Source organism: Vibrio sp. D54, assembly GCF_021728075.1.
In the GTDB taxonomy this organism is placed as follows: Bacteria; Pseudomonadota; Gammaproteobacteria; order Enterobacterales; family Vibrionaceae; genus Vibrio; species Vibrio alginolyticus.
On the sequence record NZ_JAKKCS010000011.1, the window covers coordinates 62,018 to 87,993 of the forward strand.

General features: G+C 44.0%; 21 protein-coding genes. 9 read left to right on the forward strand and 12 right to left on the reverse strand.

Annotated features, from left to right (window positions below):
* The first annotated feature begins 143 nt into the window (after positions 1 to 143).
* Positions 144 to 1,685, forward strand: a complete 1,542-nt coding sequence (locus tag L3V37_RS15155; protein ID WP_005377686.1) for a sensor domain-containing diguanylate cyclase — start codon at positions 144 to 146, stop codon at positions 1,683 to 1,685.
* An 83-nt stretch (positions 1,686 to 1,768) separates the two neighbouring features.
* On the forward strand, positions 1,769 to 2,299 hold the full coding sequence (locus tag L3V37_RS15160; RefSeq protein WP_005377684.1) for a 3'-5' exonuclease: 531 nt from the start codon (positions 1,769 to 1,771) through the stop codon (positions 2,297 to 2,299).
* A 242-nt stretch (positions 2,300 to 2,541) separates the two neighbouring features.
* Here the strand turns inward: L3V37_RS15160 and L3V37_RS15165 are convergent, their stop codons facing one another.
* The 3 genes from L3V37_RS15165 to L3V37_RS15175 form a co-directional block, all read right to left on the reverse strand.
* Positions 2,542 to 2,982, reverse strand: a complete 441-nt coding sequence (locus tag L3V37_RS15165; protein ID WP_017820644.1) for a TerB family tellurite resistance protein — start codon at positions 2,980 to 2,982, stop codon at positions 2,542 to 2,544.
* A gap of 189 nt (positions 2,983 to 3,171) precedes the next feature.
* Positions 3,172 to 5,112, reverse strand: a complete 1,941-nt coding sequence (locus tag L3V37_RS15170; RefSeq protein ID WP_237306539.1) for an alkaline phosphatase D family protein — start codon at positions 5,110 to 5,112, stop codon at positions 3,172 to 3,174.
* A 9-nt stretch (positions 5,113 to 5,121) separates the two neighbouring features.
* Positions 5,122 to 5,472 (reverse strand): hypothetical protein, encoded by a 351-nt coding sequence (locus L3V37_RS15175; RefSeq protein WP_017634942.1) that lies wholly within the window; start codon positions 5,470 to 5,472, stop codon positions 5,122 to 5,124.
* A 235-nt stretch (positions 5,473 to 5,707) separates the two neighbouring features.
* Here L3V37_RS15175 and L3V37_RS15180 point away from each other — a divergent pair, with 235 nt between their 5' ends.
* Together L3V37_RS15180 and L3V37_RS15185 are read left to right on the forward strand one after the other, a co-directional pair.
* Positions 5,708 to 7,012, forward strand: a complete 1,305-nt coding sequence (locus L3V37_RS15180) for a MipA/OmpV family protein (protein ID WP_237306540.1) — start codon at positions 5,708 to 5,710, stop codon at positions 7,010 to 7,012.
* A gap of 65 nt (positions 7,013 to 7,077) precedes the next feature.
* Positions 7,078 to 7,464, forward strand: a complete 387-nt coding sequence (locus L3V37_RS15185; protein ID WP_080960090.1) for a hypothetical protein — start codon at positions 7,078 to 7,080, stop codon at positions 7,462 to 7,464.
* Positions 7,465 to 7,558: 94 nt separating this feature from the next.
* Here L3V37_RS15185 and L3V37_RS15190 read toward each other — a convergent pair whose 3' ends face one another.
* On the reverse strand, positions 7,559 to 8,143 hold the full coding sequence (locus tag L3V37_RS15190) for an FMN-dependent NADH-azoreductase (protein WP_005486828.1): 585 nt from the start codon (positions 8,141 to 8,143) through the stop codon (positions 7,559 to 7,561).
* Positions 8,144 to 8,328: 185 nt separating this feature from the next.
* On the opposite strand from L3V37_RS15190, the gene hrpA reads away from it, so the two are divergent.
* The 5 genes from hrpA (at position 8,329) to L3V37_RS15215 (ending at position 16,151) form a co-directional block, all read left to right on the forward strand.
* Positions 8,329 to 12,315 (forward strand): ATP-dependent RNA helicase HrpA, encoded by a 3,987-nt coding sequence (gene hrpA / locus L3V37_RS15195; protein ID WP_237306541.1) that lies wholly within the window; start codon positions 8,329 to 8,331, stop codon positions 12,313 to 12,315.
* A gap of 182 nt (positions 12,316 to 12,497) precedes the next feature.
* Entirely contained in the window at positions 12,498 to 12,977 is a 480-nt protein-coding gene (locus L3V37_RS15200) for an outer membrane beta-barrel protein (RefSeq protein WP_130544968.1), read from the forward strand.
* Positions 12,978 to 13,176: 199 nt separating this feature from the next.
* Positions 13,177 to 13,692: an outer membrane beta-barrel protein gene (locus L3V37_RS15205; RefSeq protein WP_065274512.1), complete on the forward strand. Its 516-nt coding sequence runs from the start codon at positions 13,177 to 13,179 to the stop codon at positions 13,690 to 13,692.
* Between the two features lie 362 nt (positions 13,693 to 14,054).
* Positions 14,055 to 15,635 (forward strand): BCCT family transporter, encoded by a 1,581-nt coding sequence (locus L3V37_RS15210; RefSeq protein ID WP_237306542.1) that lies wholly within the window; start codon positions 14,055 to 14,057, stop codon positions 15,633 to 15,635.
* Between the two features lie 126 nt (positions 15,636 to 15,761).
* Positions 15,762 to 16,151: an AAA family ATPase gene (locus tag L3V37_RS15215; protein ID WP_237306543.1), complete on the forward strand. Its 390-nt coding sequence runs from the start codon at positions 15,762 to 15,764 to the stop codon at positions 16,149 to 16,151.
* 19 nt (positions 16,152 to 16,170) lie between these two features.
* Here the strand turns inward: L3V37_RS15215 and L3V37_RS15220 are convergent, their stop codons facing one another.
* From L3V37_RS15220 to L3V37_RS15255, 8 genes are all read right to left on the reverse strand, one after another.
* On the reverse strand, positions 16,171 to 16,809 hold the full coding sequence (locus tag L3V37_RS15220; protein ID WP_005377654.1) for a sugar transferase: 639 nt from the start codon (positions 16,807 to 16,809) through the stop codon (positions 16,171 to 16,173).
* Between the two features lie 10 nt (positions 16,810 to 16,819).
* Complete coding sequence (locus L3V37_RS15225) at positions 16,820 to 18,010, reverse strand: glycosyltransferase family 2 protein (RefSeq protein ID WP_237306544.1); 1,191 nt, start codon at positions 18,008 to 18,010, stop codon at positions 16,820 to 16,822.
* Positions 18,003 to 19,121, reverse strand: coding sequence for a glycosyltransferase (locus L3V37_RS15230; protein WP_165401617.1), 1,119 nt, complete (start codon positions 19,119 to 19,121; stop codon positions 18,003 to 18,005). The genes L3V37_RS15225 and L3V37_RS15230 overlap by 8 nt, the downstream gene beginning before the upstream one ends.
* A 221-nt stretch (positions 19,122 to 19,342) precedes the next feature.
* Entirely contained in the window at positions 19,343 to 20,776 is a 1,434-nt protein-coding gene (locus L3V37_RS15235) for a chain-length determining protein (RefSeq protein WP_130544927.1), read from the reverse strand.
* Complete coding sequence (locus tag L3V37_RS15240) at positions 20,773 to 21,897, reverse strand: glycosyltransferase (protein ID WP_237306545.1); 1,125 nt, start codon at positions 21,895 to 21,897, stop codon at positions 20,773 to 20,775. The genes L3V37_RS15235 and L3V37_RS15240 overlap by 4 nt, the downstream gene beginning before the upstream one ends.
* Positions 21,898 to 22,012: 115 nt before the next feature.
* Positions 22,013 to 23,377 (reverse strand): O-antigen ligase, encoded by a 1,365-nt coding sequence (locus L3V37_RS15245; protein WP_165401618.1) that lies wholly within the window; start codon positions 23,375 to 23,377, stop codon positions 22,013 to 22,015.
* Positions 23,374 to 24,804: a lipopolysaccharide biosynthesis protein gene (locus L3V37_RS15250; protein ID WP_237306546.1), complete on the reverse strand. Its 1,431-nt coding sequence runs from the start codon at positions 24,802 to 24,804 to the stop codon at positions 23,374 to 23,376. Before L3V37_RS15250 ends, L3V37_RS15245 begins: the two co-directional genes overlap by 4 nt.
* Complete coding sequence (locus L3V37_RS15255) at positions 24,797 to 25,969, reverse strand: glycosyltransferase (protein ID WP_206954077.1); 1,173 nt, start codon at positions 25,967 to 25,969, stop codon at positions 24,797 to 24,799. Before L3V37_RS15255 ends, L3V37_RS15250 begins: the two co-directional genes overlap by 8 nt.
* Between the last annotated feature and the right edge of the window lie 7 nt (positions 25,970 to 25,976).

Below are 25,976 nucleotides of genomic sequence, written 5' to 3' on the forward strand. Positions count from 1 at the left end.
TTCGTGACTATACCGTACGAACAGCGTGAAAAATCGACGATCAGACTCCCCAATATAGGTTGTTGCTTGATGTTTGTGCATTGCTAACGCAGTATTTCAATAGATCCCGAAGTTTAACTTACGGAAGTATCAAAAATTACGATATGACACAAAGCACCGCTCATAAGAGCTTTATAAAACGACATTCAGACTCTATTTTAGCTTTTTTGGCGACTTTATGTGTCACTGCTGGTGTAGTTGGTGCTGCTTATACAATGCAGCAACGGTATACACAGACGACGTTTGATACTTTAGCCGACCGACAAGCAGAATCACTTAAAGCAAACGTCGAGAATGATCTAAAGTTCATTGGTGCGGGCGCAAACTTTTTCCATTCGATTGAGCGAAGCTATTGGCCATCGTTTCCCATGTATGCGGAACAAGTGATTAATAGCTCACGAAGTCTTATTGGACTTCAATGGATGCAAAAGGTCGAATTCGAAGATCTTGATGAACATATTTTAAAGACCCGTCAAAAATTTCCAAACTTCCAACCGTTTACCGTTCCTAAAGATGGTCCCAAAACCTACGGGTACATTTTTGAACACAATGAGCCAATTTTTATCGCGTCGGATATCTACCCAAGAACACCGGAAAACCTTTCTCTATTGGGTTTCTATTTTTCGCGTAAACGCTTCGATTTAATCTTGGATGATATTTCCGAAAATGGGCGAGCGAATGTCTCGGATAAAGTTCGCTTACTGCAAGATGGTTATGACAAGTCCATACCTAAGACTGGGTTGCTGGTGTTCCATCCAGTGTTCGACTTCGAGAACAAATATTTATTGGGAGTAGTGACCGGTGTTATCCGAAGTACGGTTTACTTTGAGGATTTGATTACGAAAACCGCGACGGAGCTCGATATGTCGGTGCGCGTAGAAGATTTGGGATTCGACGCAGCAGATGACCCTGTTCTCTTTCAAAGTGCTAGCTGGGATAACATTCGAGGAACCGTTATAAGCCGAACCATTCAACTGCCTAACCGTGAATGGCGTATTGACTTTAAGCTTTCTGACGCAGTCTCAGCTTGGGAGCGTTCTATTTTAGCGGGCACGACGCTAGCCGGATTGGTAATCGCCTTTTTGATCAGTTGGATTGTGAATTTACAGTCTCGAGAAAAAGAGCGCTTAGCGGTCATGTTGGAGCTCAAAACCGTTGAATTAAAAAGAATGGCAGAGCGAGACCCTCTAACTCAACTACTTAATCGCCGAGCATTCAACGATCATTTGCTCAATCAGATAAACAAAGGTGTTAACTTCGCCTTGGTTGGTTTTGATATCGACCACTTCAAAGTGATTAATGACAAACACGGCCATTTAGGTGGAGATGAAGCGTTACAACATGTCACTAAGCTGGTCAGTGCTAATTTAAAACCGGGAGATAAGTTTTACCGAGCTGGTGGTGACGAGTTTTGTATTATTTCTAAAGTCATTGATAGAGCAGTGCTAGAAGCTTACCTAGAAAAGTTACGGAGTGTTGTGGCAAGTACGGCTTTTGATTATGGTGATGCGTCAATCATCTGTACGTTGAGTATCGGTGCGGTTATCCATAAAGAAGAAGATCCTGAGAGCTTGTATCACAAAATGGATAGTCAACTCTATTTGAGTAAAAAAAACGGCCGTAATAATGTGTCGATCGGCGATTAAATGGGCGCACAAATTCGAGTTTTACGCCGTGTTACGATAGAATCGCACGCTTTAAATTTTTATGTTAGGAACCAAGGCAAACTATGAACCATAACCGTATTGTATGCTTCGATTTAGAAATGTGTTGCTGGAACGAAAATGGCGTCGGCAGCACGGGTGAAATTATCGAAGTGGGGTTAGCTGAAATAGATTTGTCTAAAGGTGAGATAGTCAAGCGTGCTCAATACTACGTGAAACCAGAACACGATGAAGTGTCTCTGTTCTGCGCTGAGTTAACGGGCATCACACCACGTAAGATTGAAAAGCAAGGACGCCCACTAGAAGAAGTGCTTAAATCTATGGTTAAGAACTTCGGTGGTCGCAACAAAATCTTTGCATCTTGGGGGCGAGATGACCTCATTCTGCTAGAAGAGTGTAAGCAAAAAGGTATTGAAGCACCGTTCACAGAGTTCATCAACTTAGCGACACTCTACCGTATTCAAAATCGTCTTAAAGATAAACGTATAGGCCATCGAGCCGCTCAAGAAGCAAAAGGAATAGACTGGGAAGGGCGTCAACACTCTGGCTATGTAGATGCATACAACTTAGCTAAGCTTGCTTTGACCATGTTTTAGTTATTCGAACCTAGCTAGCTTGTAATTAAATTATCATCCAACCATTGTTGTTTTGTCATGCAGTCTGTTTAGTGTGGAAAGAGCTAAACACATACCTTGACCAGTACTTTAAATAACAATGTCGTTGGCTTATTGAAAAACGCGCAGAGTGCGCGTTTTTTTATGGCTACAGAAGCGATATCTGTTGTCATTATAGGGGTAGGCTGGAGCTAGCCAGAGACCTATATACTCATCTCGTTACTTTACTGAGACTGTAACTTTGCTCGAATGAACTCGCTGTGATCAACATAGAGTAGCTCTGCTGTTTTACGGATCACCGCGTCTTCTAGCGGGTCAATTTCGCCGTCTGCGTAAGCGACTTCCCACATGCTTTTGATTAAGTTGTAACGAGTTTCTTGAGTCAGTTCTCTTAGTTGAGAGGTAAAGTCGTACAGCGAAGCGGAATCTTTTATTTTCTGTTGCGCTTGCTCTAACAAAGTATTTGATTCTTCTTCATTTAATGAAAGCAGTTTCATCAATAAAGAGCGCTTTGTTTCTTGTTCTCTATCATCGACACTATGGTCTGCGCCAGAAACTTCACAAAGCAAACACGCGATAGCCATGTTAGGGGAAAGTGTGTTGGTTTGGCTTAAATCAGAGCCATCAATGAGTTGTTTAAATAATGATGTGAGAGAATTAAACATAATGAACACCGAGCTATTGTTTATTTGGTTAACATGGTAATAAATACGGAAGATCTCAAGGTGCGATACCAAATTTAGCTCGCCGTTGACATTTAAGAACGGCCACTTTCTCCTCAAAAAACCTAAACTCCTGAGTTAGTTCAAGGTGACTTGCCTCTTACAAAGGGCAAGTCATTTTGGGATTGATACTCAGCTTTCAGCACGTGTCGGTGGAAAATGAACTTCGTCACCATCACTCGTCAGAATACTAATTTGACTTGGTTTGCCTTCATCATCAAGGCGTAGCTCACCAATGGCACTATGGTTAACCAAGCGATAAAAGTTGTGCGTACTTGGTGCGCGTTTGTAAATCTTGAGTCGTTTACGTTTTGTGAACCAGTTTAAAGGTGAGCGAGGGCTGTATAGCAGTCTATCTAGGCCATCACAAATATTGAGCAGTTGTGTAGGGAACTGATTTTTAATTCCACTACAGGTGATTTGATAGATATTCGGACTGTTTTTTCGATAGCGGAGCTTAATATCGTATGCAAAAGAGTAGTGCACGTCGCCAGAGAGAATAACAAAGTTAGTTGGTGTCTTTGTGTGTGTGAAAATACTAATAAGAGTATTCGCACTTCCGGGGTGAGCCATCCAGTTTTCAGCATCAACCATCAATGGTTTACCAAGCATGGTCACCACACGTTGTAGTGCTTCGATAAATTTCACACCAAACATTGGCGCAGCAGAAACAATAACAACTTTGTCTTGATGCACGAGCTCCTGATGGAACTCAATCATCGCTTCCCAGTCCATTAAGCCAGAAGGTTTGTTCATTTTAGACTCAGAACGCCAGCGTCTGGTTCGTGTATCTAGCACGACAACTTTTGGTGTCGTAGGAATGGTGTAGTGCCAATTCTCAAAGCGATACAAATATTGAATAAATGCATCTTGGGTTTGCGAGGTTCGCTCATCGATAAAGCGTTGAGCGAGGCTCATAAATTCATCATTGAATTTTTCTGGCGCATTTCCCCAACCTTGGCAAAGCCAGTAAGCAATCAAGCTATTACCGATAATGCGTTTTGCAAACGTGTTGCTGTATGCGGCTTGTTCCCAGCCTATGGTGAGATTCCAATCGTCGGTGACATCGTGATCATCAAAAATCATATAGGTTGGAATGTGAGCGAGTAAGCGTTGAACCTTTTCCAGACCTGCGACGAATTTATCAATTTGTTTTTTTTCTTCGCGCCATTGCTGCTGCCATTTGGGTTCAAGAACTTCTCCGCCGACAGTAAATTCGTTTTCTAATAAACGATCCGTTCGAACAAGCTTCCACAAGGTCGGAGACCAAACCAATAAGTACATTGCAAAGCACTCAGCAAAGCTTATTAGGTGATTCTCACACTCTTTGGCGCTGAATATTGGTGTCCCTCGGTGTGGAAAAAACTTACTTAGTGAACTGTCATCACTCACATAATGAGGCAACAATTTATCTCGACCATAATAGCAAGCAGGGTGTTGGTAGAGCTCATTGGTATTTTTTATCGGAGCTTGATCGAATTCTTCGCCTGGCAAACCCAATAAAGCTATGACTTGCTCAATGGCATCGAGAGTGGGGCCTGCAACATGGTCTGCATAGATTTGATCACCACTCATGATGAGCATATCCGGTCTTTCTTCAATGGATTGAGACGCGATTTTATGATCCGCAGCGACCAATGTATCATCACTGAAGTGATGGGGATTACGGCAAGATCCATGTAAGAGATAATCCGCTTTTTCACTAACGAGGAACTCAATACCCAAGTTTGGCGTATTATCTTGCTCATAAGTCAGGTGAGGGAGCAGTTCCGTCACTAAGCCATATTGCGTTTTTATTTGATAGCGTAACGCTTGATGGGTTGGAAACTCGCCTTCTAATTTAAGTAAGCAACACCACGCATTGAGGCCGATTTGAAGCTGTTCTTTTTGTTCACTTAAAGGGGTTTGATAAAGGATGGAGGCGTTTTCATCCGTAATTTGCACCATACCCTCCAAGCGTTGGGTGGTGACTAGCCAAATATTGATTTCAGTTGCGGTCACTTTACGTAGGATCGGACCTGCAACGACAAGAGGAAGTGAAGAAATTTCAGTCGTGTTCATCAATGCTGGCAAAACGGCTCCTTATGTGTCAGCTTCTTCTTCTAATATTTCGATAACTTGCGAGCTACTAAGTTCATGTCCCATAAGGAACAAACCAAGCATCGCATCGGCTTTTGACGCGTTATTACTGTCTTCATCCAAAATTTGCTGAAGCCGAGTTCTAATTAGGTCGATTTCGTGTTCGACGAAGCCACGCCCTTCTTCGTCACCTTGACCATCTTCTGGTGCATTATCAAAGTGCAAAAACAACATGTCACCATCGAGTTGAGTCCCTATCAACCTCTCTGGCAGCCATGCTTCTCCCATCACAATGTCTGGGTCTGTGTCTGCGGGTAAATGATTCAAGGTAGAGATGAGTTCTGATGCTTTCACTTTTTACTTCATTATGTTTGATTTAGAACTAAGCTAGAGTTTACGCGCTTGTTGTGATGGTAAAATATTCGCAAACAAGCTCACCTAGTCGTGCAATATTAATATGATCTTGGGACTCAAACTGTCACGAGGATGACAACATTTGCCATTGTAACGGCTATCATCAGCTGAACATAAGCTTTTAATGGCAAATCATTGATGTTTGCCTGCTTCTCAACCAACATTTTTCGAACTCATGAAGAGATTAATTCTAACAACACTCGCTTTACCTTTAGCTGCGGTAGTTTCTTCTGTGCATGGTGCAGAAGAACAAACGTGGGGGATTGCTGCGATGTATCGCACAGCATCGATTCCGTTTTATACCGCCGATAATGACTCTACGGTGAGTACATTTGTACCAATGATGTTCTTTGAAAACGAACATGTGTATATCAATGGCATTGAAGGTGGCGCTTTTTTGTATAACGAGAGTGATTCTGACTGGCGTGCGAGCGCACTCATGCGATTGAGATTTGTCGATATTCCCATGTCACTACAAAATGCTAATGAAGGGGACAGAGTCGATTTCGGTGGGCAAGTGCGTTATAGCATTAACGACAATTGGCGCGCAGAAGTAGAGTTGATGACGGACGACGAACTCCAGTTTCACTCTAATTACCGCCTTGCTGCCAATTATGTATTTGGTGATTGGGAATTAGAGCCATCGATTACGATTCGATACAAAGACGCTGATTTCAATAGTGAATATTATTCCTTTAAGGATATTACTGGCGAGAGAATTGGAGCTGGACTTGACACCAATCTTGGTATTAAAGCGCGTTACCATGTAACTTCAAATTTGTATTTACTGGGCGAGACGAGTGTTACTCGCTTAGATGATAACGCCTACAACAGTCAGCTTGTAGAAGATCGATATCAGGGAGAAGTGTTTGTCGGTTTTGGCTTTTTCAACGATAAAAGCAAAGTTCCGAAACCGACACTGAGCAATAAAGCATATCTACGTATTGCGCATGGTTGGGCGACGCCTTCGAACATCGGTGAAATATTTAGCCTTGAGAGAGAAAAAGACCCATACGACAATCAACTTACTTCATTGTTTTATGGGCATCCATTAACGGATGAGCTGTTTGGTTTTCCTCTTGATATTTATTTAACGCCAGGGTTGGTTCATCACTGGTCGTCCAGTGTTCAGTCTGCGAGCACAGAATACGTCATGGCGATTAAGGCTTATTATACGGTTAATTGGCCTACGACTTGGCGATTTGGTGTAGCGGAAGGTGTGTCATACATTGATAGCATTACCTATATTGAAGGCACAGAAATGGAAGACAAGGGTTATACACCAAGCAAGTTGCTCAACTACCTAGATTTCTCGTTTGATGTCAATGTAGGCGATCTCTTCAACCAAAAGAGCTGGAACAATATGTGGGTGGGCTATTCATTGCATCACCGCTCGGCGATTTTTGAAAGCGCTTCCCAGTTTGGGCGAATTAAAGGTGGGAGCAACTACAATACTATTTATTTCCAGTTCGAGTTTTAGCGCATCGCGAGATGCATATAGGTCGGATTTGCAACTGACTTATTTATCACCCATTATGAGTAAAGATGAATAATACTATGCTGCTTTCAACGAGAAATTTCGTATATCGTGCCAGAGTTAAGGCTGTTTGTGATGCATCTGATGAATCGGATGGCATAAGCACCATGAGTATCGACTCCTCATTCAATCTTCAAATTGAAGCGATAAATTGTACCAACGCGGAATTTGCCAAACGCTTTTTTGCCATTCACGGAGAAGGGCACTTGGAGGGCGATGAATGGTTGGTATTGTACGTCAACTCTCTTGACGTTAAGGCGGGAGACAATATAGAAATCCGTAGCGATGTCGCGTTTAATGCGATGATCGAGAATATGATAAGCGAAGCTGAGCGGTCTTTAGAAAAAGTCTACCTCGATGCAATACGCAACTTGGAGAAAGTGAATCGTTTTTGACGATGTAAGAGACCCTATAAATACGATAAAGGCATCAGGATCCAAAAAGGGATTGGCGCGAACCAATCCCTTTTGTATTCTGGTTTATTCTAACTTACGCCATTGTTGCAAGCTGGCTTTGCGCTTCTGAAATGCCTTTCGATGCCGCATCCTCACCCATGTTTAGCGCCTCTGCGTAAACAAATTCCACATCAGTGATTCCTACAAAACCCAGTACAGTGCGTAGGTATGGCGTCACGTTGTCGGTTGGTGAATCTTTATGGATACCACCGCGCGTCGTTACTACGATCGCTTTCTTACCTTCAATCAAACCTTGAACGCCGTTTTCTGTGTATTTGAATGTCACGCCTGCACGAGCAATCAAATCAATCCAGTTTTTAAGCTGAGTCGGAATGGTGAAGTTGTACATTGGTGCAGCGATAACCAAAGTGTCTGCGGCCTTTACTTCTTCAATCAAGGTATCAGACAAGTCGACCACCGCTTGCTGTTCTTGTGAAAGATCTTCCGTTGCGCGAAGTGCAGTGGCAACGGCGAAGTCCAAAACTGGCAGTGGGTTCGCAGCCAAATCACGAACAGTAAGCTTGTCTTGGTCTACATTTTTGATGAAGTTTTCAACCAATTTGTTTGATTGAGAGTAATCGCCAAGGATGCTTGATTTTAGAGCTAGTACACGAGACATAATGGTTATTCCTTAAATAAGTGCTTTCGACTATGGGAGCCATTATAAGCAACGTAAGTGAGTTCAAAAGCCTAGCGATTCGCTGAACATGTTCGAAAAAATTGAATGAGCTTTCGGTTATCTTGTTACAGATCTTGTGTGATACAATCCGCGCAGTTTTTGTAATGAAAAGAATAGGAAACGCTTTGACTTCGTCACAGCCCCCAAAAAAGAATCTAGCTGAAGAGCAAGCGACACCGTCAAATGGTGCGCAAAAAGCGACAGCGAAACAAGCTCAAACACCTCAGGCTCAAGTGAATAGTGTGGCATCTCTGCGTAAAGCGCTGAATCAGTGCATGATGCGCGACCGTTTCCGCTTGAGTAAACGTATTTCTGGTGCAAGCAAAATTAAGAAGGACGCAGCGCGCAATGCTGTGTTCGACGAAATCGCATTAGACATCGCAAAATCCATGATGGTTGCAGAGCAGCGCAGCAACTACAAACCAACGATTGAATACCCAGAAATCCTGCCTGTAAGCCAAAAACGCGATGATATTGCGAAAGCGATCGAAGAAAACCAAGTGGTTATCGTCGCGGGTGAAACCGGTTCTGGTAAAACCACTCAGCTACCAAAAATCTGTGCTGAGCTTGGTCGCGGTAAATTTGGCCTGATTGGTCATACTCAGCCTCGTCGTCTTGCAGCGCGTTCGGTTGCTAACCGTATTGCCGAAGAGATGGAAACCAAGCTTGGTGAGTTTGTTGGTTACAAGGTTCGATTCAACGATCAGATCTCTGAAAATACCCAAATCAAATTGATGACGGACGGTATCTTGTTGGCTGAAATTCAGCATGACCGTTTCTTGAATCAATACGACACCATCATTATCGATGAAGCGCACGAGCGCAGCCTCAACATCGATTTCATCTTGGGTTACTTGAAAGAGTTGCTGCCACGTCGTCCTGATTTGAAAGTGATCATCACGTCGGCAACCATCGACCCAGAACGCTTCTCAAAACACTTCAACAATGCACCAATCATTGAAGTATCGGGTCGTACTTACCCAGTAGAAACACGTTACCGCCCACTAAGCGGTGATGACGACAATGATCGTGACCAGCTTGAAGGCATCTTCGAAGCGGTAGATGAACTGTGCGATGAAGGTTTAGGTGACATCCTGATTTTCATGAACGGTGAACGTGAAATCCGTGATACCGCAGATGCATTGTCCAAACGTAATCTGAAGAGTACGGAAATTGTGCCGCTTTACGCGCGTTTGTCGGCAGGTGAGCAGAATAAGATTTTCCAACCTCATACTGGTCGCCGAATTGTACTGGCAACCAACGTGGCAGAAACCTCGCTAACTGTTCCGGGCATTAAGTACGTTATCGACCCGGGTACGGCGCGTATCAGTCGATACAGTTACCGTACTAAGGTTCAGCGTCTTCCAATCGAGCCAGTTTCTCAGGCGAGTGCGAACCAGCGTAAAGGTCGTTGTGGTCGTGTGGAAGAGGGTATCTGTATTCGTTTGTACTCAGAGGAAGATTTTGAGTCACGCCCAGAGTTTACTGATCCTGAAATCCTACGTACCAATCTAGCGTCGGTTATCTTGCAAATGACGGCACTTGGTTTGGGTGATATTCAAGCGTTTCCGTTTGTGGAAGCACCGGATAAACGTAACATCCAAGACGGCGTACGTTTGCTGGAAGAGCTTGGTGCGATTAACTCTGAGGTAAAAGACCCGAAAAAACGCCTGACTTCCATTGGTCGCCAATTAGCGCGTTTGCCAATCGATCCGCGCTTGGCGCGTATGGTATTAGAAGCGCCAAAATATGGTGCGCTTAAAGAAGTGATGATCATCGCAGCTGCCTTGTCGATTCAAGATCCACGCGAACGTCCTTCAGACAAACAACAATCGTCAGACGATAAACATCGTCGCTTCTTCCATGAAGAGTCGGACTTCCTGACATTTGTGAATTTGTGGGAATACATCCAAAAGCAGCAAAAAGCCTTGTCTAGCAATCAGTTCCGCAAACAGTGTAAGCAAGACTATTTGAACTACTTGCGCGTTCGCGAGTGGCAAGATGTGTACTTCCAAATTCATCAGTCGATGCGTGAGATGGAGTTCAAGCTTAACGATGAGCCCGCTTCTTACCATGGCGTACACAGTGCCATTTTGGTTGGTTTGCTGTCGCACATCGGCATGAAAGACCAAGAAAAGAATGAATATCAAGGCGCGCGTAATGCTCGTTTCCATATCTTCCCTGCATCAGGTCTATTCAAGAAACAGCCTAAGTGGATCATGTCTGCCGAGCTGGTGGAAACCTCAAAACTTTGGGGTCGTATCATCGCAAAGATTCAGCCAGAATGGATTGAACCGTTAGCTAAACACCTTATTAAACGCAGTTACAGTGAACCACATTGGTCGAAGAAACGCGCTGCGGTGATGGCGCACGAAAAAGTGATGCTTTACGGCGTACCAATCGTGCCGAAACGCTTGGTCAACTACGGCAGTATCGATTCGACCGTAAGTCGCGAAATCTTCATTCGTAGTGCATTGGTTGAGGGTGAATGGGAAACCAAACACGCGTTCTTTAAGCAAAACCGTAAGCTTCTGCAAGAAGTGGAAGAGCTTGAACACAAATCTCGTCGTCGTGACATCTTGGTGGATGATGATGAGCTGTTTGATTTCTATGACCAACGCGTTGGCACCGAAGTGGTGTCTGGTAAGCATTTCGATACGTGGTGGAAAAAAGCATCTAAAGAAAACCCGGAACTGCTGAACTTTGAAAAAGAGATGCTGTTCAAGGGTGATGCTAGCCATGTGACCGATTTGGATTACCCGAACTTCTGGCATCAAAATGGTTTGAAGCTCAAATTGAGTTACCAATTTGAACCAGGCGATGATAGTGACGGTGTCACAGTGCATTTGCCGTTGCCGATTTTAAACCAAGTTGAACCTGCGGGCTTTGATTGGCAGATCCCAGGTTTACGCCATGAGCTTGTGGTTAGCTTGATTAAATCGTTGCCAAAGACAATTCGTAAGAACTTTGTACCTGCGCCGAACTATGCCGATGCATTCTTAGCACGCGTCACGCCAATGGAAGCGCCGCTGCTAGATTCATTAGAGAAAGAGTTGCGACGCATGACGGGCGTAGAGGTACTGCGTGAAGACTGGAACTTGGAACAAGTACCTGAGCACTTGAAAGTCACGTTCCGCGCGGTTGATCATCGAAATCGTAAACTGAAGGAAAACAAAGACCTTCATGAACTGAAAGAAAGTTTGAAAGACAAAGTTCAAGAAACGCTTTCCAAAGTTGCGGATGACGATATCGAACAGCAAGGTCTGCATACGTGGAGTTTTGGCGAATTGCCGAAAGTGTATCAACAAAAACGTGGCGGCTACGATGTAAAAGCGTATCCGGCGCTTGTTGATACCAAAGACAGCGTTGAAATCAAACTCTACGAAACCGAATTTGAGCAGATCACCGCAATGCGTGCTGGCCAGCGCCGCCTAATTTTATTGAACGTACCGTCTCCAATTAAATATTTGCACGCTAACTTACCGAACAAATCGAAGTTGGGGTTGTATTTTAACCCTTACGGCAAAGTGCTTGATCTGATAGATGACTGCATTGCCTGCGGTGTCGATAAGCTTATTGAAGAGCAGGGTGGTTTAGTTTGGGAGCCAGAGAAGTTCGAAGCGTTGAAAGAACACGTTCGTGCTGAATTGGGTGACACCGTTGTAGAGATCGCTCAACAGGTTGAGACTATTCTGACCACGGCGTTTAGCATCAATAAGAAGCTAAAAGGCAAGATCGACTTCACAATGGCGTTTGCTCTGTCCGATATCAAAGCACAAATTGAAGGCTTGATCTTCAAAGGCTTTGCAACGGAATGTGGCTGGAAACGCTTGCCGGATATTCTTCGCTACATGCGCGCGATAGAGCGTCGTATGGAGAAGTTGCCAATCGATCCAAACAAAGATCGTTTACATATGCTGAAGATTGAATCTGTGACTCAAGACTATAAAGAGTTGCTGAACAAGATCCCGAAAGGTGTGGCCATTCCTGAAAATGTAAAAGAAGTGCGTTGGATGATTGAAGAGCTTCGCGTGAGTTACTTTGCTCAACAATTAGGCACTCCTTATCCTGTTTCTGATAAACGAGTCAAAAACGCGATTGATGCTTGCTAATCAACCAGTAAAATAGTGTCAGATTTGTAATTATCGCTTAAGAAGTTGCTGGTACACTAATTGCTGGTAACGCAATAAGCATTATTTTTTAGTTCTGGGAGGCAATAGTTCGCCTCCCTTTGTTTGTAATACCCACGACTGAGTTATGCAGACGTGGGAATAATAAAGAGTAAAGGTAGATGATGAAAAAAACTCTATTAGCAGTGGCGCTACTTGGCGCATCTTCTGCGGTGATGGCAGATTCTTGGATTTACGGTGGCGTATCTGTAGGTCAATCCGATTTTGCAAGCGATGACCAAACGGCTTACTCCGTCCATGTTGGTACAGGTATTCTACCTATCATCGGAATGGAAGCGGGTGTAACGCAACATGGAGAGTTTAACGTTGCAGGGCATGATACAGAAGTTCGCTCTTATTACGCAGCCATTAAGCCAAGTATCAACTTCGGCCCTTTGCAAGTATACGCAAAAGGTGGTTTCCATCAGTGGGACAAAAAAGTGCAAAACGGAAGTGACGATGATGACTTAGACATGATGTGGGGCGTAGGAGCTGACTATGAGGTCTTTGGTCCTTTGTCTCTTGGTGCTAACTATATGAATTATGTGGTTGGTAGTGATGACATCGGCAGTTTTAATTTAACTGCCACACTGCACTTCCTATAAGCGTCAAGCTTTCTAATACCATATGAAACACACCGGCTTTATGTCGGTGTTTTTTTGTCTGGAAGTCACAAAACAAAAGTTGAACATAAATTATTCACTTTTAGAGTCTTAAAATGCCTATGCTTTCCAATATATAGTGGCGATTAAATGCGCATGTTTGCGTAATGTTTCGCTTAGAAATCGATCAGGAAGGGATAGTATGAAAAAAACACTCTCGTTATTCGCTCTAACGTTGTGCTCAACGTCAGCAATGGCTGACTCTTGGATTTACGCTGGTGGCCAAATTGGTCAGTCCGATATCGACAGCGAAAATGATACAACCTATGGTATTCATGTCGGTACTGGTATTTTGCCATTCATTGGCATTGAGGCTGGCTACTTTAACCACGGCAAAGTGGATTTATCTTTGAGTGGCAGCAGGGGTAGTGCTGATTTTGATTCATTCTATCTAGCGGCGAAACCTAGTATCGACTTCGGCCCGTTACACGTTTACGCGAAAGGCGGCATCAATGCATTCAACGTTGATTATGACGGCGGACTGAGAAACTTAGACAAAGATGATGGCGTCTCTTACATGTATGGTATTGGTGCCGAATACTTCTTGCTTGACAATGTCTCTGTGGGCGCGAGTTATCAAGCGTTTGGCGTGGATATTGAAGGCGATAGCGATACCGTTAGCAGCGTAACAGGGAACATCACCTTCCATTTCTTATAACGCTCGCTGGATGAAAGGTTTGCTGATTTGGTTTCGTCGTTCATTTTGAAACCAAATCAGCGCAGGTCTTCTCTATTTGCGCGGTGACAGCCTATGAACTCAAGTACTCCTTATGCCCCTTCTAGTTTTCAAACTACGATAGAGTCAATCATTAGACCTCTTAATTTTTATATTAATATTATTTCTCTCGCATATGCTTCGAATTGAGCTTAAAGTGCAATAAATCACGACTTTTTGCAAAAATATGTGATTACTGCTAGAATTCGTCCCGCTTTAAAACTTTAGAGTTCAAATTAATGGAGGGCGGTATTGGAGTTCTTCTCACCTGAGGGGCGTTTCAAATTCACGTTAAATTTGTATTTATGGATAATGCATTTAAAAAATATAGTATTGATACAACCGATTATCAGGTTGGACAGGATAACGTTCAAAAGTGGGGATTCGATATACATAACCCGGTTTTTGGCATTAGTGCGGGGCTCGTTGTTTTCTGTCTGATTTCACTTCTTCTTGTTGAGCCAACCACTGCTCGTGACGTATTAAACGGTCTAAAAAACGGAATTATTGAACAGTTTGATGCGTTCTTTATGTGGTCGACAAACTTCTTCTTATTGTTCGCCGTTGCTCTTCTTTTTTCTCCGCTAGGTAAAATCCGCTTAGGTGGCAAAGAAGCAACGCCGGATCACTCAACCGTTTCTTGGTTGTCGATGCTTTTCGCCGCGGGTATGGGTATTGGTCTTCTGTTCTGGAGTGTGGCTGAGCCGACCGCGTATTTCACTGATTGGTGGGGAGTGCCACTTAACGTAGTACCATACACCGAAGAAGCAAAATCCCTCGCGATGGGTGCCACTATGTTCCACTGGGGTGTGCATGGTTGGAGTATTTACGCACTCGTTGCACTAGCATTAGCGTTTTTTGCCTTTAACAAAGGTTTACCACTTTCATTGCGCGCGGCGTTCTATCCAATTTTTGGTGACCGTGCATGGGGCTGGTTGGGTCACGTTATTGATATCCTTGCCGTTTTGTCGACGCTATTTGGTCTTGCAACGTCGCTAGGTCTGGGTGCTCAGCAGGCGACCAGTGGTATTAATCATGTCTTTGGTCTAGAAGGCGGCATTGGTACACAAATGATTGTGATCACCTTCGTTACCTTTATCGCGGTGCTATCAGTGATTCGTGGTATTGATGGTGGTGTTAAGCTACTGAGTAACGTCAATATGGTGGTTGCGTTTGCGCTGCTTATTTTCATTACCTTCATCACGTTTGATACGGCGTGGAGCTCGCTACGCGACACAACAATGGCTTACATTGAAAATATTATTCCATTGAGTAACCCTCACGGTCGTGAAGATGAAACTTGGATGCACGGCTGGACGGTATTCTACTGGGCTTGGTGGGTATCTTGGTCACCGTTTGTTGGTATGTTTATCGCGCGTGTGTCTAAAGGTCGTACGGTTCGAGAATTCTTATTCGCAGTCATCGTTATTCCTACAGTTGTTACTTTGATTTGGATGTCTGTGTTTGGTGGTATCGCGCTTGACCAAGTGGTGAATAAAGTTGGTGAGCTAGGTGCAAATGGCCTAACTGATATTTCATTGACTCTGTTCCATGTTTACGATGCGCTTCCGTATAGCTCAGTGATTTCAATGCTTTCTATCGTGCTGATTCTGGTATTCTTTATTACATCGTCAGACTCTGGCTCGCTGGTTATCGATAGTATTACCGCCGGTGGTAAGATTGATGCACCAGTACCGCAACGCATTTTCTGGGCGTGTATTGAAGGTGCAATTGCAGCCGTAATGCTTTGGGTTGGTGGTAAAGAAGCCCTGCAAGCATTGCAATCAGGCGTTGTTGCAACAGGATTACCGTTTACTTTTGTTCTGCTGTTGATGTGTGTCAGTTTGGTGAAAGGGTTAAGAACTGAACTGCCAGCTTACAAATAAATACAACACGATCCATGATTGAGTTTAAATGCCGAGCCTAATGTGCTCGGCATTTTTTATTTCTACTTTTCTTTTCCAATAATTTCGTTACAGTTTAGGCTTATTCCCACCTCATTAAACTGTATTATGTCACTGGCTAAACTCATTCTTATTCGTGGACTTCCGGGTTCAGGTAAAACAACCTTAGCAAAACAATTGGCAATAGATCTTGGTGCTAAGCATTTTGAAGCTGACATGTATTTTGAAAATGATGAAGGTGATTATCACTTTGAACCGGTTCAATTACCTCAAGCGCATGAGTGGTGTTTTCAGCAAACTAGAAAGTGGTTGAACAAAGGGAAAGTCGTGATTGTGAGCAATACGTTTGTTCGACATTGGGAGATGAAGCGTTACATGGACTACTGCATGAAGAAGCGCATCGAGGTGGAAATTAAAGTGTGCCACGGAGCGTATCAAAGCATTCATGACGTGCCACCAGCGACGATAGAAAAGATGCGCCGCCAGTGGCAAGAGTGACCGTTACCAGAACCGGAAGTTATTGACCTCGTCCGTCAATCATCACAACGAATGTTTTGCTCATGATTGAAAGGTCCATTGAAATCCAAGAGTAAAACGAACCTAAGCTTAGTGCGTAACTGTGGTCAAACCCAACTTTGCGTCTTACATCTTCAATGCATGCATCATAGCCTTGGTTAACCTGAGCTAAGCCTGTGATACCTGGTAACACGCCATATGTGCGCTCTACAAAATAGGGGATTTCATCTTCCAATTTCTGGTAGAAAGCTGGGCGTTCTGGGCGCGGCCCAATCATCGACATTTCACCTCTCAACACATTAAACAGTTGAGGTAGTTCATCTAAACGCGTTTTGCGTAAAAAGCGTCCTACTGGCGTGATGCGGGGATCATTTTCAGTAGCCCATACTGCGCCAGAGCGTTGCTCTGCATCAATATACATGGTGCGAAACTTCATGATTTGAAAAAGATCCATTTTTTCTGGTGTACAGCGCCCAACACGCAGTTGACGATAGATCACTGGGCCTTTCGATGTGGTTTTGATCGCTAGCGCGATAAATGGGAAAAGTGGTGCAGTGACGACCAAAATAAGCATTGCAACCAGTACATCAAACGTTCTTTTCGCGTGGCATACATTTGAATCGTAGCGTGAGTTTTTCATGATGCTTTCCTTATTGGTTGACGCGTTTCCAACGTCCATTTTCCATTCCGAGTAAATATTTCATACCGCCGATAAAGTTGGCGAGATGACCAATGACGATGTAACTAATCAGCTTAAAAGGTTTAATTGTGTTAAGTGCTGGCATCAAGTAAGTGATAAGCGCGATGCTATAAATACCAACTTGTGCGAACAGCATTACTTGAAACAGCGGATTGTGTGCCAGTAGTAGTGAGCAAATAAAGCAAACAATCATCAAATAGGGTGTTGCTAAGCGCAGGACCTTTCCCGATAGAAATGCAAAGGCAGTGCCACGATAGCGAGGTAGTAGTAATTTCTTTAATTGCATGAGCTGCTGCATGTTACCTGCTGAAATTCTTAGGCGTCGTTTGAAATCTGCGTCGTCTGAGCTCTGCTCGAGTTCAAGAGCCAGCATGTTTGGCTCGTAAATAGCGCTATAGCCTCGCAAAACGATTCTCATAGGGAGAATAAAATCGTCATTAATGGTGCTAACTTCCAGTGGTTCAAATAAGTGAGTTCTGAAAGTGTAAAACGCACCGTGGGAACCAATCGTTGAACCTAACAAGGATTCTTGGTGCTTTACTCGAGACTGGTATTGCCAATACGCCGCTTCACCTTGGTTATCAGTGCTCATTATTTGATATGTTGCGTTAACCACTCCAACGTTCTCATTTTGATAATGCTGACTAGCTAGCAACAGAGAATCGCAAGAAATCAATGCCGACGTGTCACTCAGTGCGGTAATGTCAGAGCTAACATGACGCATTTCTTCGTTGAGTAGGGCAACTTTACCGCGATTGATTTTGTGATCATTAATAATGATCAGAGTATCAGAGCAGATTGCTTCTTGAATTGTCGCTTGAGCAATCTCGGCTGTGTTATCTGTGCAGCCATCACATGCGATCACTACTCTTAACTTATCCCTTGGGTAATCTAGGCTCGCAAGGTTACGGATCTTCTCTGCTATCCATTGTTCTTCATTGTAGGCGGGCACGATGACAGTAATAGAGGGTAGCTGGCTGTCTGTTTTGGAGGCTTTGTAAGCTCGCTCTACAAATGGTGCTTTGGTTTCGTCTTGCTGTTTTAAAGGAAGCCACTTAAGGAGCAGTGGATACCCAACGTGATGATAGACAATCAAAAACGCGGATAAACCAAACCCTATAATCCAAAGTAAATCATTCATAGCTAGCCTCCTTGGCCAAACGTGAGTAGCGACTCACCATGTCTCTGATATCAAAGTGTTTGAGAATAAAAGTTCGAGGAGAATGGTGTGATGATTCCAGTTGCTGTGATAACGCTTCTGCCAACGAAAACACGCGATTTGCTTCAACCAGTGTGCTGTTGTTCGGACAGAGCGTCTCTTTCACGCCGCCAACATCCGTTGCGACACAAGGAACGTCACATGCTTGAGCTTCTAGTGTTGAGAGGGGGAAACCCTCTTGAAGCGACGGTAAACAAAATAAATCGAGGCTTTGGTAAAAGCTGGGCATATCGTCCACCAAGCCTAAAAAGGTTACTCGATCTTCAAGTTTTAACGTTCTAACTTGTGCTTCCAATTGAGTTCGCTGAGAACCATCACCTGCGATTGCTAGGTGTGTGTTTGGCGTAAGATGAGAGAAGGCTTCGATAAGCACTTTATGGCCTTTAACTGCTTCTAGACGCCCGGCAACGCCAATCACGATTTTGTCGGTTGGAAGTTCAAACAAGTGTCTTGTTGCCGTTTGGTCACCGCTTTTAAACTTCTGACAGTCAATCCCGTTATGGATAGTACAAACTTTGCGATACTTTAACTTAGTCTGTATTTGATGGGCGACAAAGTTAGCATCGGCAACCACTTGCGGGCGAATCATCGTTAGCAAAAGGGACTGTAGTCGAGCTGATTTTTTGTTATTGAGGTGCCATGCGTCGTGCTCGGTATGAATCACTACAGGTACGTGCGCTAAACGTGCAGCAATACCACCGTACAGAAGTGGGCCGATATGGTGAGTGTGGACCACATCAGGCTTAAGTCCTTTGAGCATGGAAGTCAGCGTACTGATGGTTTTTCCGCTGAATCCAGGTTTCTTATTAAGAAAGTGCAGTTGGCCTTGGTAGGGCAATAGTTTTTGCCAACCTTGTAGTGCATGTTCTTTGCTTCCTTCTAAGCTCACGACAAAAACGGAATGGTTGGGCTGCGCAAAACGAAGCATTTCTAGTACGAGCGTTTCTAAACCGCCAGGAGCTAAGTGTTGCACGACGTGTAATATCACTTTTTTGCTGTGCTCAGTGTTATTGTGCTTTTGTCTGAATTCCATTTTCAAACCCTCGTTGAGTTCTTTGTTTATTTAGGAATTGCAGACTGCGTGCCAAAAAATTAATCATTTAAAAACAATAAGTTAATATTGATGTTTGTGAGGCTTTATGTTTATTCTCAATTTGAGATTCATATTAGTGGACATGCTATGAGGCTGTATAAGGCAGTAGTAAAAGAAAAGCACTCGCCGACTGAGTGCTTGTAAATGAGTTCTTATGGCGGTTAGTTTCCGTACACTACGTTAGGTAAAGTGGTGATGACAGGAACACCAAGGTGTTTTTCTAATGCTCTTTTAGAGCGGATAGAGTTATCGGCTAACTCAAGTATCGTCGCTAATCCAATGCCTAAACCAGCGCCACCAATAAATCCTAAAATGACAAATACAAAACTAGGTAAGTTAGTTGGAATCGTTGGCGTGAACGGTTCATCAATGATTTTTACGCGCTTATTCTCTTCAAACTCTCCCAAAGAACCCGTTAGTTGGGCCATCTCATAGCGTTCGACGAGTTCATCATACATTTCTCTCTTCACTGTGACGTCACGAGCTAAGCGGTTGATTTCTGTTGCTGTGCTCCCAAATTGGTGCGCATTTCGCTCTAATTCTTGGATCATGTCTCGCAAGCTGTTGGTTTCTTCCGTAAGTGCTTCAAAACGTCCGCGCATCATTTGTAATTGATGTAGTTGGGAGACAAGTAGAGGCTGTGCTTCGCCAAGACTGTTTACTGTGGTATTGCTCGCGATATCCCATAGTTGAGCACTGTTTAGTTCTGGTTGTTTAGAGTTCAAGAGTACCGAGCGTTCCTGCTCCAGCCGGTTTAATTCTCGCAACTTACCTTGCACCAAACTATGCGCCTCTGTGTATTTAGCGCGAAGCAGGGTAAGTTCACTACGAATGTCGATGATTTGCTCTTCCAGTTTACCGATAACCGGGTTCGTTTTGGATAGTTGTTGATCCAAACTGCCTAGACTTCGTGAAACACCAGCAAGCTCCGCCTCCTTTTCGGCTAGCGTTTGTTTGAGGCTAGCAAGGCGAGTAAGGCTTTGAGCTTGCATTTCGGGTGTCGCGTCTGAGTAAGTATTTTTATACTCTGCAAAAGCTTGTTCTGCCTTGTCTAGTTCTTCCCTGCGTTTGTTGATATGGATAGTCAAAAAATGACTCGAATCTTTAATCGAAGAACGCTCAGGAGCCAAAAGCTGTTCGACAAAATGCTCTCTGACAGAGAGCAGCATCGACTCCATTCCTTCTGATTTACCACTTTGCAATTGAATTTGAATGAAGTCTTTACCGAGTGGCTGAACAGACAGGCGCGACGCAAGATCTTTTATGATGAACTCTTGCTCTTTTGCACTCATCTCGTCATTGATCAGCGATTGTTCTTTTGCGACAGAATACAAAACGTGTCGGCTTTTTAGCAGAGTACTGAGTGCGCTCAATCGGTCTTTAAGCATTGTTGAGACGGCAAGGTCTTGAAGGAACGGGTTCATTTTCGCTGTCTCTTGAATAAGCATGCTGGTATGAGCAACATAAGTCGTCGGAACCAGTTTACTTACGATGAAACCCAGCACAGGCAATACAAGCATAGGAATAACGATCATGTAGCGACGTCTCCAAGCTCCATGTAACAGTACGCTGAGGTTTTCTCTTAAATCGTTCATAGCGCCCTCACTAATTTATCAACTTGGTTGGCTCTTGCTTCCCAGCTTTGCTGTTGAACAAATGACTTTGAATCTGTCGGTGGCGGTAGGAGGTGATCGAGACTGGCACGCACGTCTTCGACATCTTGAACCACATGAAGCATATGTTTGTAGGGCATTAATGCAGGAAACGGTGTGCTGATAACAGGGGTTCCTGTTGCCAAGTACTCAAGAAGTTTAAGCGGATTACATGCCTTGATTTGAGCGTTATCAACAAAGGGCAACCAACTGGCATCCCAGTGTTGGGAGTAACGTGGCAGAGTGTGATGCGCTCTCGGGCCCAGGTAGTATACGTTGCATCTTTGTGGAAGTGGATTATCACTGAACTCGTTAGGGCCGATGAACACGAGATCCCAGTCAAGCGCTTGGTCTGCGACTTGGGCAATTAAGTCGTAGTCTAACCATTCAGACAAACTGCCATAAAAGCCCAGCACTTTGCGACCATTATTAGGAAAATCTTCAGCCTTAGGTGCTGGCTCAGAAAACAGACTAAAGTCGACACCGTGAGGCAAAGTGACGGTTTTACCAGATGGAAATTTGGTGGAGAGTGTTTCGCTTGCCGTAAAGATAACGCTGGCCGCATTAACAAGAGTACGTTCGTGCTTGGCCACCGTGTCGTGGTCAACACCAGCTAAAGCGCTAAAGTCATCGCCACAATAGTAAATCAGTCCACGTGGGTTCATTTCTGCACAAAGATCGGCAGCAGTCGGGAGCGACGTCCAAAATACAGGCTTATCAAAACCAAGAGCTTGTAATTGTTTATTGAGTTGGTGTTTCATCATCTTAGCGGCCACTTTTCTTGCTAATGCAGAACTAGGGGCAGGAATGGTGAGCAAGTTGATGATGTGAATGTTTGGGCTTGTTTCAGAGTCTAATGTCGGCTTGTATGAGCCTACGTTATGAAATACACGAGTGAGTTTGTTTAACGCACGCTTTATGTCTTTAGAATCCAGCTTAGGTTGACGAAGGCCAATGGAGTTAACCCAAAGGATGCGGTAGCTAGTTGCTAGTCGTTTGACAATGTGTTGAGTGGAGGAGGGTAACCCACCAAAATCTTCTCCAAATACTACGATGTCTGTCATGTGGCTCTCCTTGAGTCTTCGTTATTTGATTACTAATCAAGAGAGTAATCACAATACGTGCCAAGGATTTATTTCTTATAAAACAGCTAATTGGACTTTCTGTTGGTATTTGAAATTAGGGTTTCTCATTTTGACAATCACTTTGAACGATTCGGCTAACGACAACCGTTAACGCCGCTAGAATGTAAATTGGCCAAGTGAAACCTTGAGTCAGAAACGTACCTGATACGATGGTACCGATAAGCCCACTTAACACGGCGTTTGCTCCTACAGAGAGGGTGTAATCTGATTTTGGTGTCAGCAATGAGATGGAATGCAAAGAGGTGCGGATCAATGACACAATTAAAGTAATGAACACCGCGAGCCCGACAAAACCCGTTTCTGCTAACACGCCAAACCAAGTACTATGGACGGCGTGGTTGATACCATCCCAGTGTGGGCTATAGAAATAGTAATTAAAGTAGAAGTTATCTAGACCTACGCCAGTCAACGGGTGATGCAGCGCCATTTTAAATGCCGCTTCCCACGCATAAAGTCGCCCCATCGCAGAGGCATCTATACCATCCTCAGCGGCTCCCCCCGATTCTCGTCCTGAAATACCAGCGAATGCGTAGAGTACGATCGCTGCGATAGCGCCTAATACCAAGACTAATGTTTTGCTTTTGATGTGTTTAAAAGCAAAGTAGGCAAATACAGACAGTGAACCTAGTAACCCCCCGCGGCTCTGCGTCTCGATGATCGCAAAGAACAAAACCAAACAGGTGATAAGGGCAAAGAGTCTGAGATGCTTGGGGGAATGTTTCTCCATCAATTGACTAACGGTAAAGGCAAGGGGAAACATCAGCACTAGTGCCAAATCGTTAGGATCGCCAAGTACGGAACCTATGGATCGTCCTATCGACACGCGCGTCCCTTCAACCAAATCAATGCCATTCGCAGCGTTTTGTAATGCCACTAAGCCAATCAATAATCCGGCGAAAATAATTGCTTTTGACATCTGAGCGAGCTGTGAAGGTTTAGTAATAAGCCAGGTGATGGCCAACGTCATAATGATGATTTTCCAATAGGTATTTTTGAACACCGTTATTGCGATATCACGACTGGAAGCGAATATGATTCCGATGATAACCAGACCCCAAAATATACACAGCCACTTTAATGAAGGGTGCCAAAAAGCTGTAATCTGGCGGCTTATAAGAAGGTGAAAAGTGAGTGCGGCGAGTGCCCCCAGTGATAACAGTAATGGGATCTTGAAGTTATAGATAACAGGAAAGGCTTCGTGAATACGAAAGAATGAAAAAATAACGAACAGTGTGACAAGCCAAAACGTTTGATTGAGAACAAACAGTAACGCGAGTGGTGCGAAACACAACGCAACAATCAAAATGGGATGAGGCATAACAACCCAAAGCAGGCCGATACCGACAGTGATCGTCAGTGCTGCGATGGACTGTTTTGTTCTCACCTTGGTTTCATTCATAACGAGTATCTCTTCACCTGTCCACGCCGTTTCACTATGTATCGAGTGAGAGCATTGAGCGTCTCTTTACTCATGTAGCGAGTGGCTATCCATGCCAGCAAACTGCATGTCAAAATGCAAATTGCGATGGCGATTCCTATTGATTGTGAAGAGTGAAGCAGGAACAGTGCCACACCGGATATAATCTGTAATAAAACCATCAGACTGAGGTGAAAAGGCAACGTCATACATTGTTGGCCTACTACATAAGTCAGGCCCAGCTTACACAGTTGTGCGTAATAAAGCGCAATGAACACACCATAAATACCCAGAGAAGATAAGCCAAACAGCAAAGCAATCGCAACGCACGCAGAGACGACATTTATACCCAGTAGCCAGCGAGTACGACGCTTGTACAAAATGGAAATATTAATGAGTTCGCTCCATTCTTTTAACATGGCGATAGGTAGCAAGAATAAGCTGAATAGTACCGCCTCATGATAGGTTTCTGGCAGTAAGTAGGTGATCATCACCATTGCTAATGTGCCGACCACTACACTCAAACCTGTAATGTAAATCATACCTAAGTGTGTGATGCGCACTGCTTCAGTGTTCTTGCGCCCTTCTAAGTAGTTAAATCGACGTGGCATCCACCACATGCCAAACGGCTGCACTAAAATACACATGCCCACTGCAAATTTTACCGCTATCGCGTAAATCCCTAACGTCGCAAGAGAAGTGTTGGCACCAATGAACCAGCGTTCAGCGCCATTGAGACAAAATGCTACTAAACCGGCCATCATCATTGGTAGGCAGTAGTTTAGGTATTGTTTTGCCAATGTCAGCTTAGGAAGGGTGACATTGTAACGGTTAACGATGTGCAGCCAAACAAATTGAGTAATAGCAGCCAACAAGCCCCCCCACAAAACAGAAATAACATGGGGATGAACAGACAGCGCCGCGACGATAAAAATGACCTGAAAAATGGTGGTAGTGACCATGACGTTAAGCAGTGTTCTTGCTTTGTCGTCTTGTGTTCTTAACCAGGCAGTGCCGATTGCAATACTGCCTTCTAGAACGATGGCAAACATAACAATAGCAAATTCGACTCGCGTAAAAGGCGCGGGAATGGGGGCGATTAAAATGATAGTGAGCAAGCTAAGACCGACGACGCCAGCGATGAGTAAAGCAAGTGAGTACAGCTGGTTTAGTAGGCTTGTGCGCGTATTTTGATCCTTTTCAACGCCGACGAATCGATAAAGCGCTTCATGCAAAGCGAAACTGACAAACAAGGTCGTAACAACACCAAAGGTTGTTAGAAGCTCAAGCTTGCCCATTTGTTCTGGTGAGAGAAAGTGGGGCAATACAGGCAGCATGATTAGGCTGATGCTTTTATTGATCACTAAGGCGATAGCAAATAGCGTCATGTTGGTCATTGCTTTAGACATGATCATATCCTTTGATGTCTTGCGGTGTCTTGAGTGTGCAATCATTGTTGGTAGCAATTTCGCTAGCGAGGTGCTGGGCGATTGGTAAATAACAACGTTCGGCTGTGTATAGTTGAGAAACATTGAGTGCTTCGATACCCATCGTTACTTTCATCCACGGCGATTCATTCAAAAGGCGAATTGCGTTGTGTAACGAAGCCACATTGTTAGGCGTGTATTTAATACAATTTCGGCCGTGAGTTAACACGCGGTCCCAATAACTATCATCATGTGGAATGACGACACACATACCTGCAGCGAGCGCTTCCAAAATAGATAACCCAAAAGGTTCGTTGAGACTGGTGGAAACAAACACACCACACTGTGAACGCAATTCATCTAAGTTGTTTGGGCACTCATGCCATTCAACACCTTGTGTGTTGAAGTCCGGTGTTGAATATTCCACACCTGCCACGTTAGGTTTGATGTAACACACGGTGGATTTGATCTTTTTCGACTCATCAAGTGTTAAAGCATCAAGCAAAAGATCGATGTTCTTCCATTTTAGTAAGCTAGCTGCCCAGAAAACGCGGCTTGAAATCGGATTCGCTTGTTTTGGCCAGCGATCTTTCGATAATCCATTAACAAACGTAGATGTATTCAAACCACACCAATAACGTTCGGTGGCTGGCTTCTCTGTTTTGAGGTAGGCCTGTAATGCTTCTACCATTGATTCGCGGGTGTTTGCCAAGTAGTAAATTGCCGATGCTTTTACTAAGCAGTAGCCAGCAGATCTCGATCGTCCAATAGGACCATGAACCATCTGTACCACAGGCTTTTTGCTAATTAATCGTAGTAAGTACAAAGGCATATCATTACTTGGGCAAGATAGGCCCAAAAAGCTATCTATTTTTGGCAGCTTCATGCACGCGTAGAGAAGTTGGAGAAAGTAGTAAGCGTTCATCAACCAGTAGGTCAGGCCATGAGTCGAGTTAAATGGTGATGGTTTTATTTTTATAACTTGCACACGCGGTGTATCACTAAGCAGTGACGCCCAATGCTCTGGATTTGTAGTGAGTAGATAACCAATCACGTTCAGCTTATCGCACTGCTTAAGGAGCTCTGCATTCGCGATTTTGGATCCACCTTGCATTGGGATGGCGTCGAACATCAATACACGTTTCATGACCGGG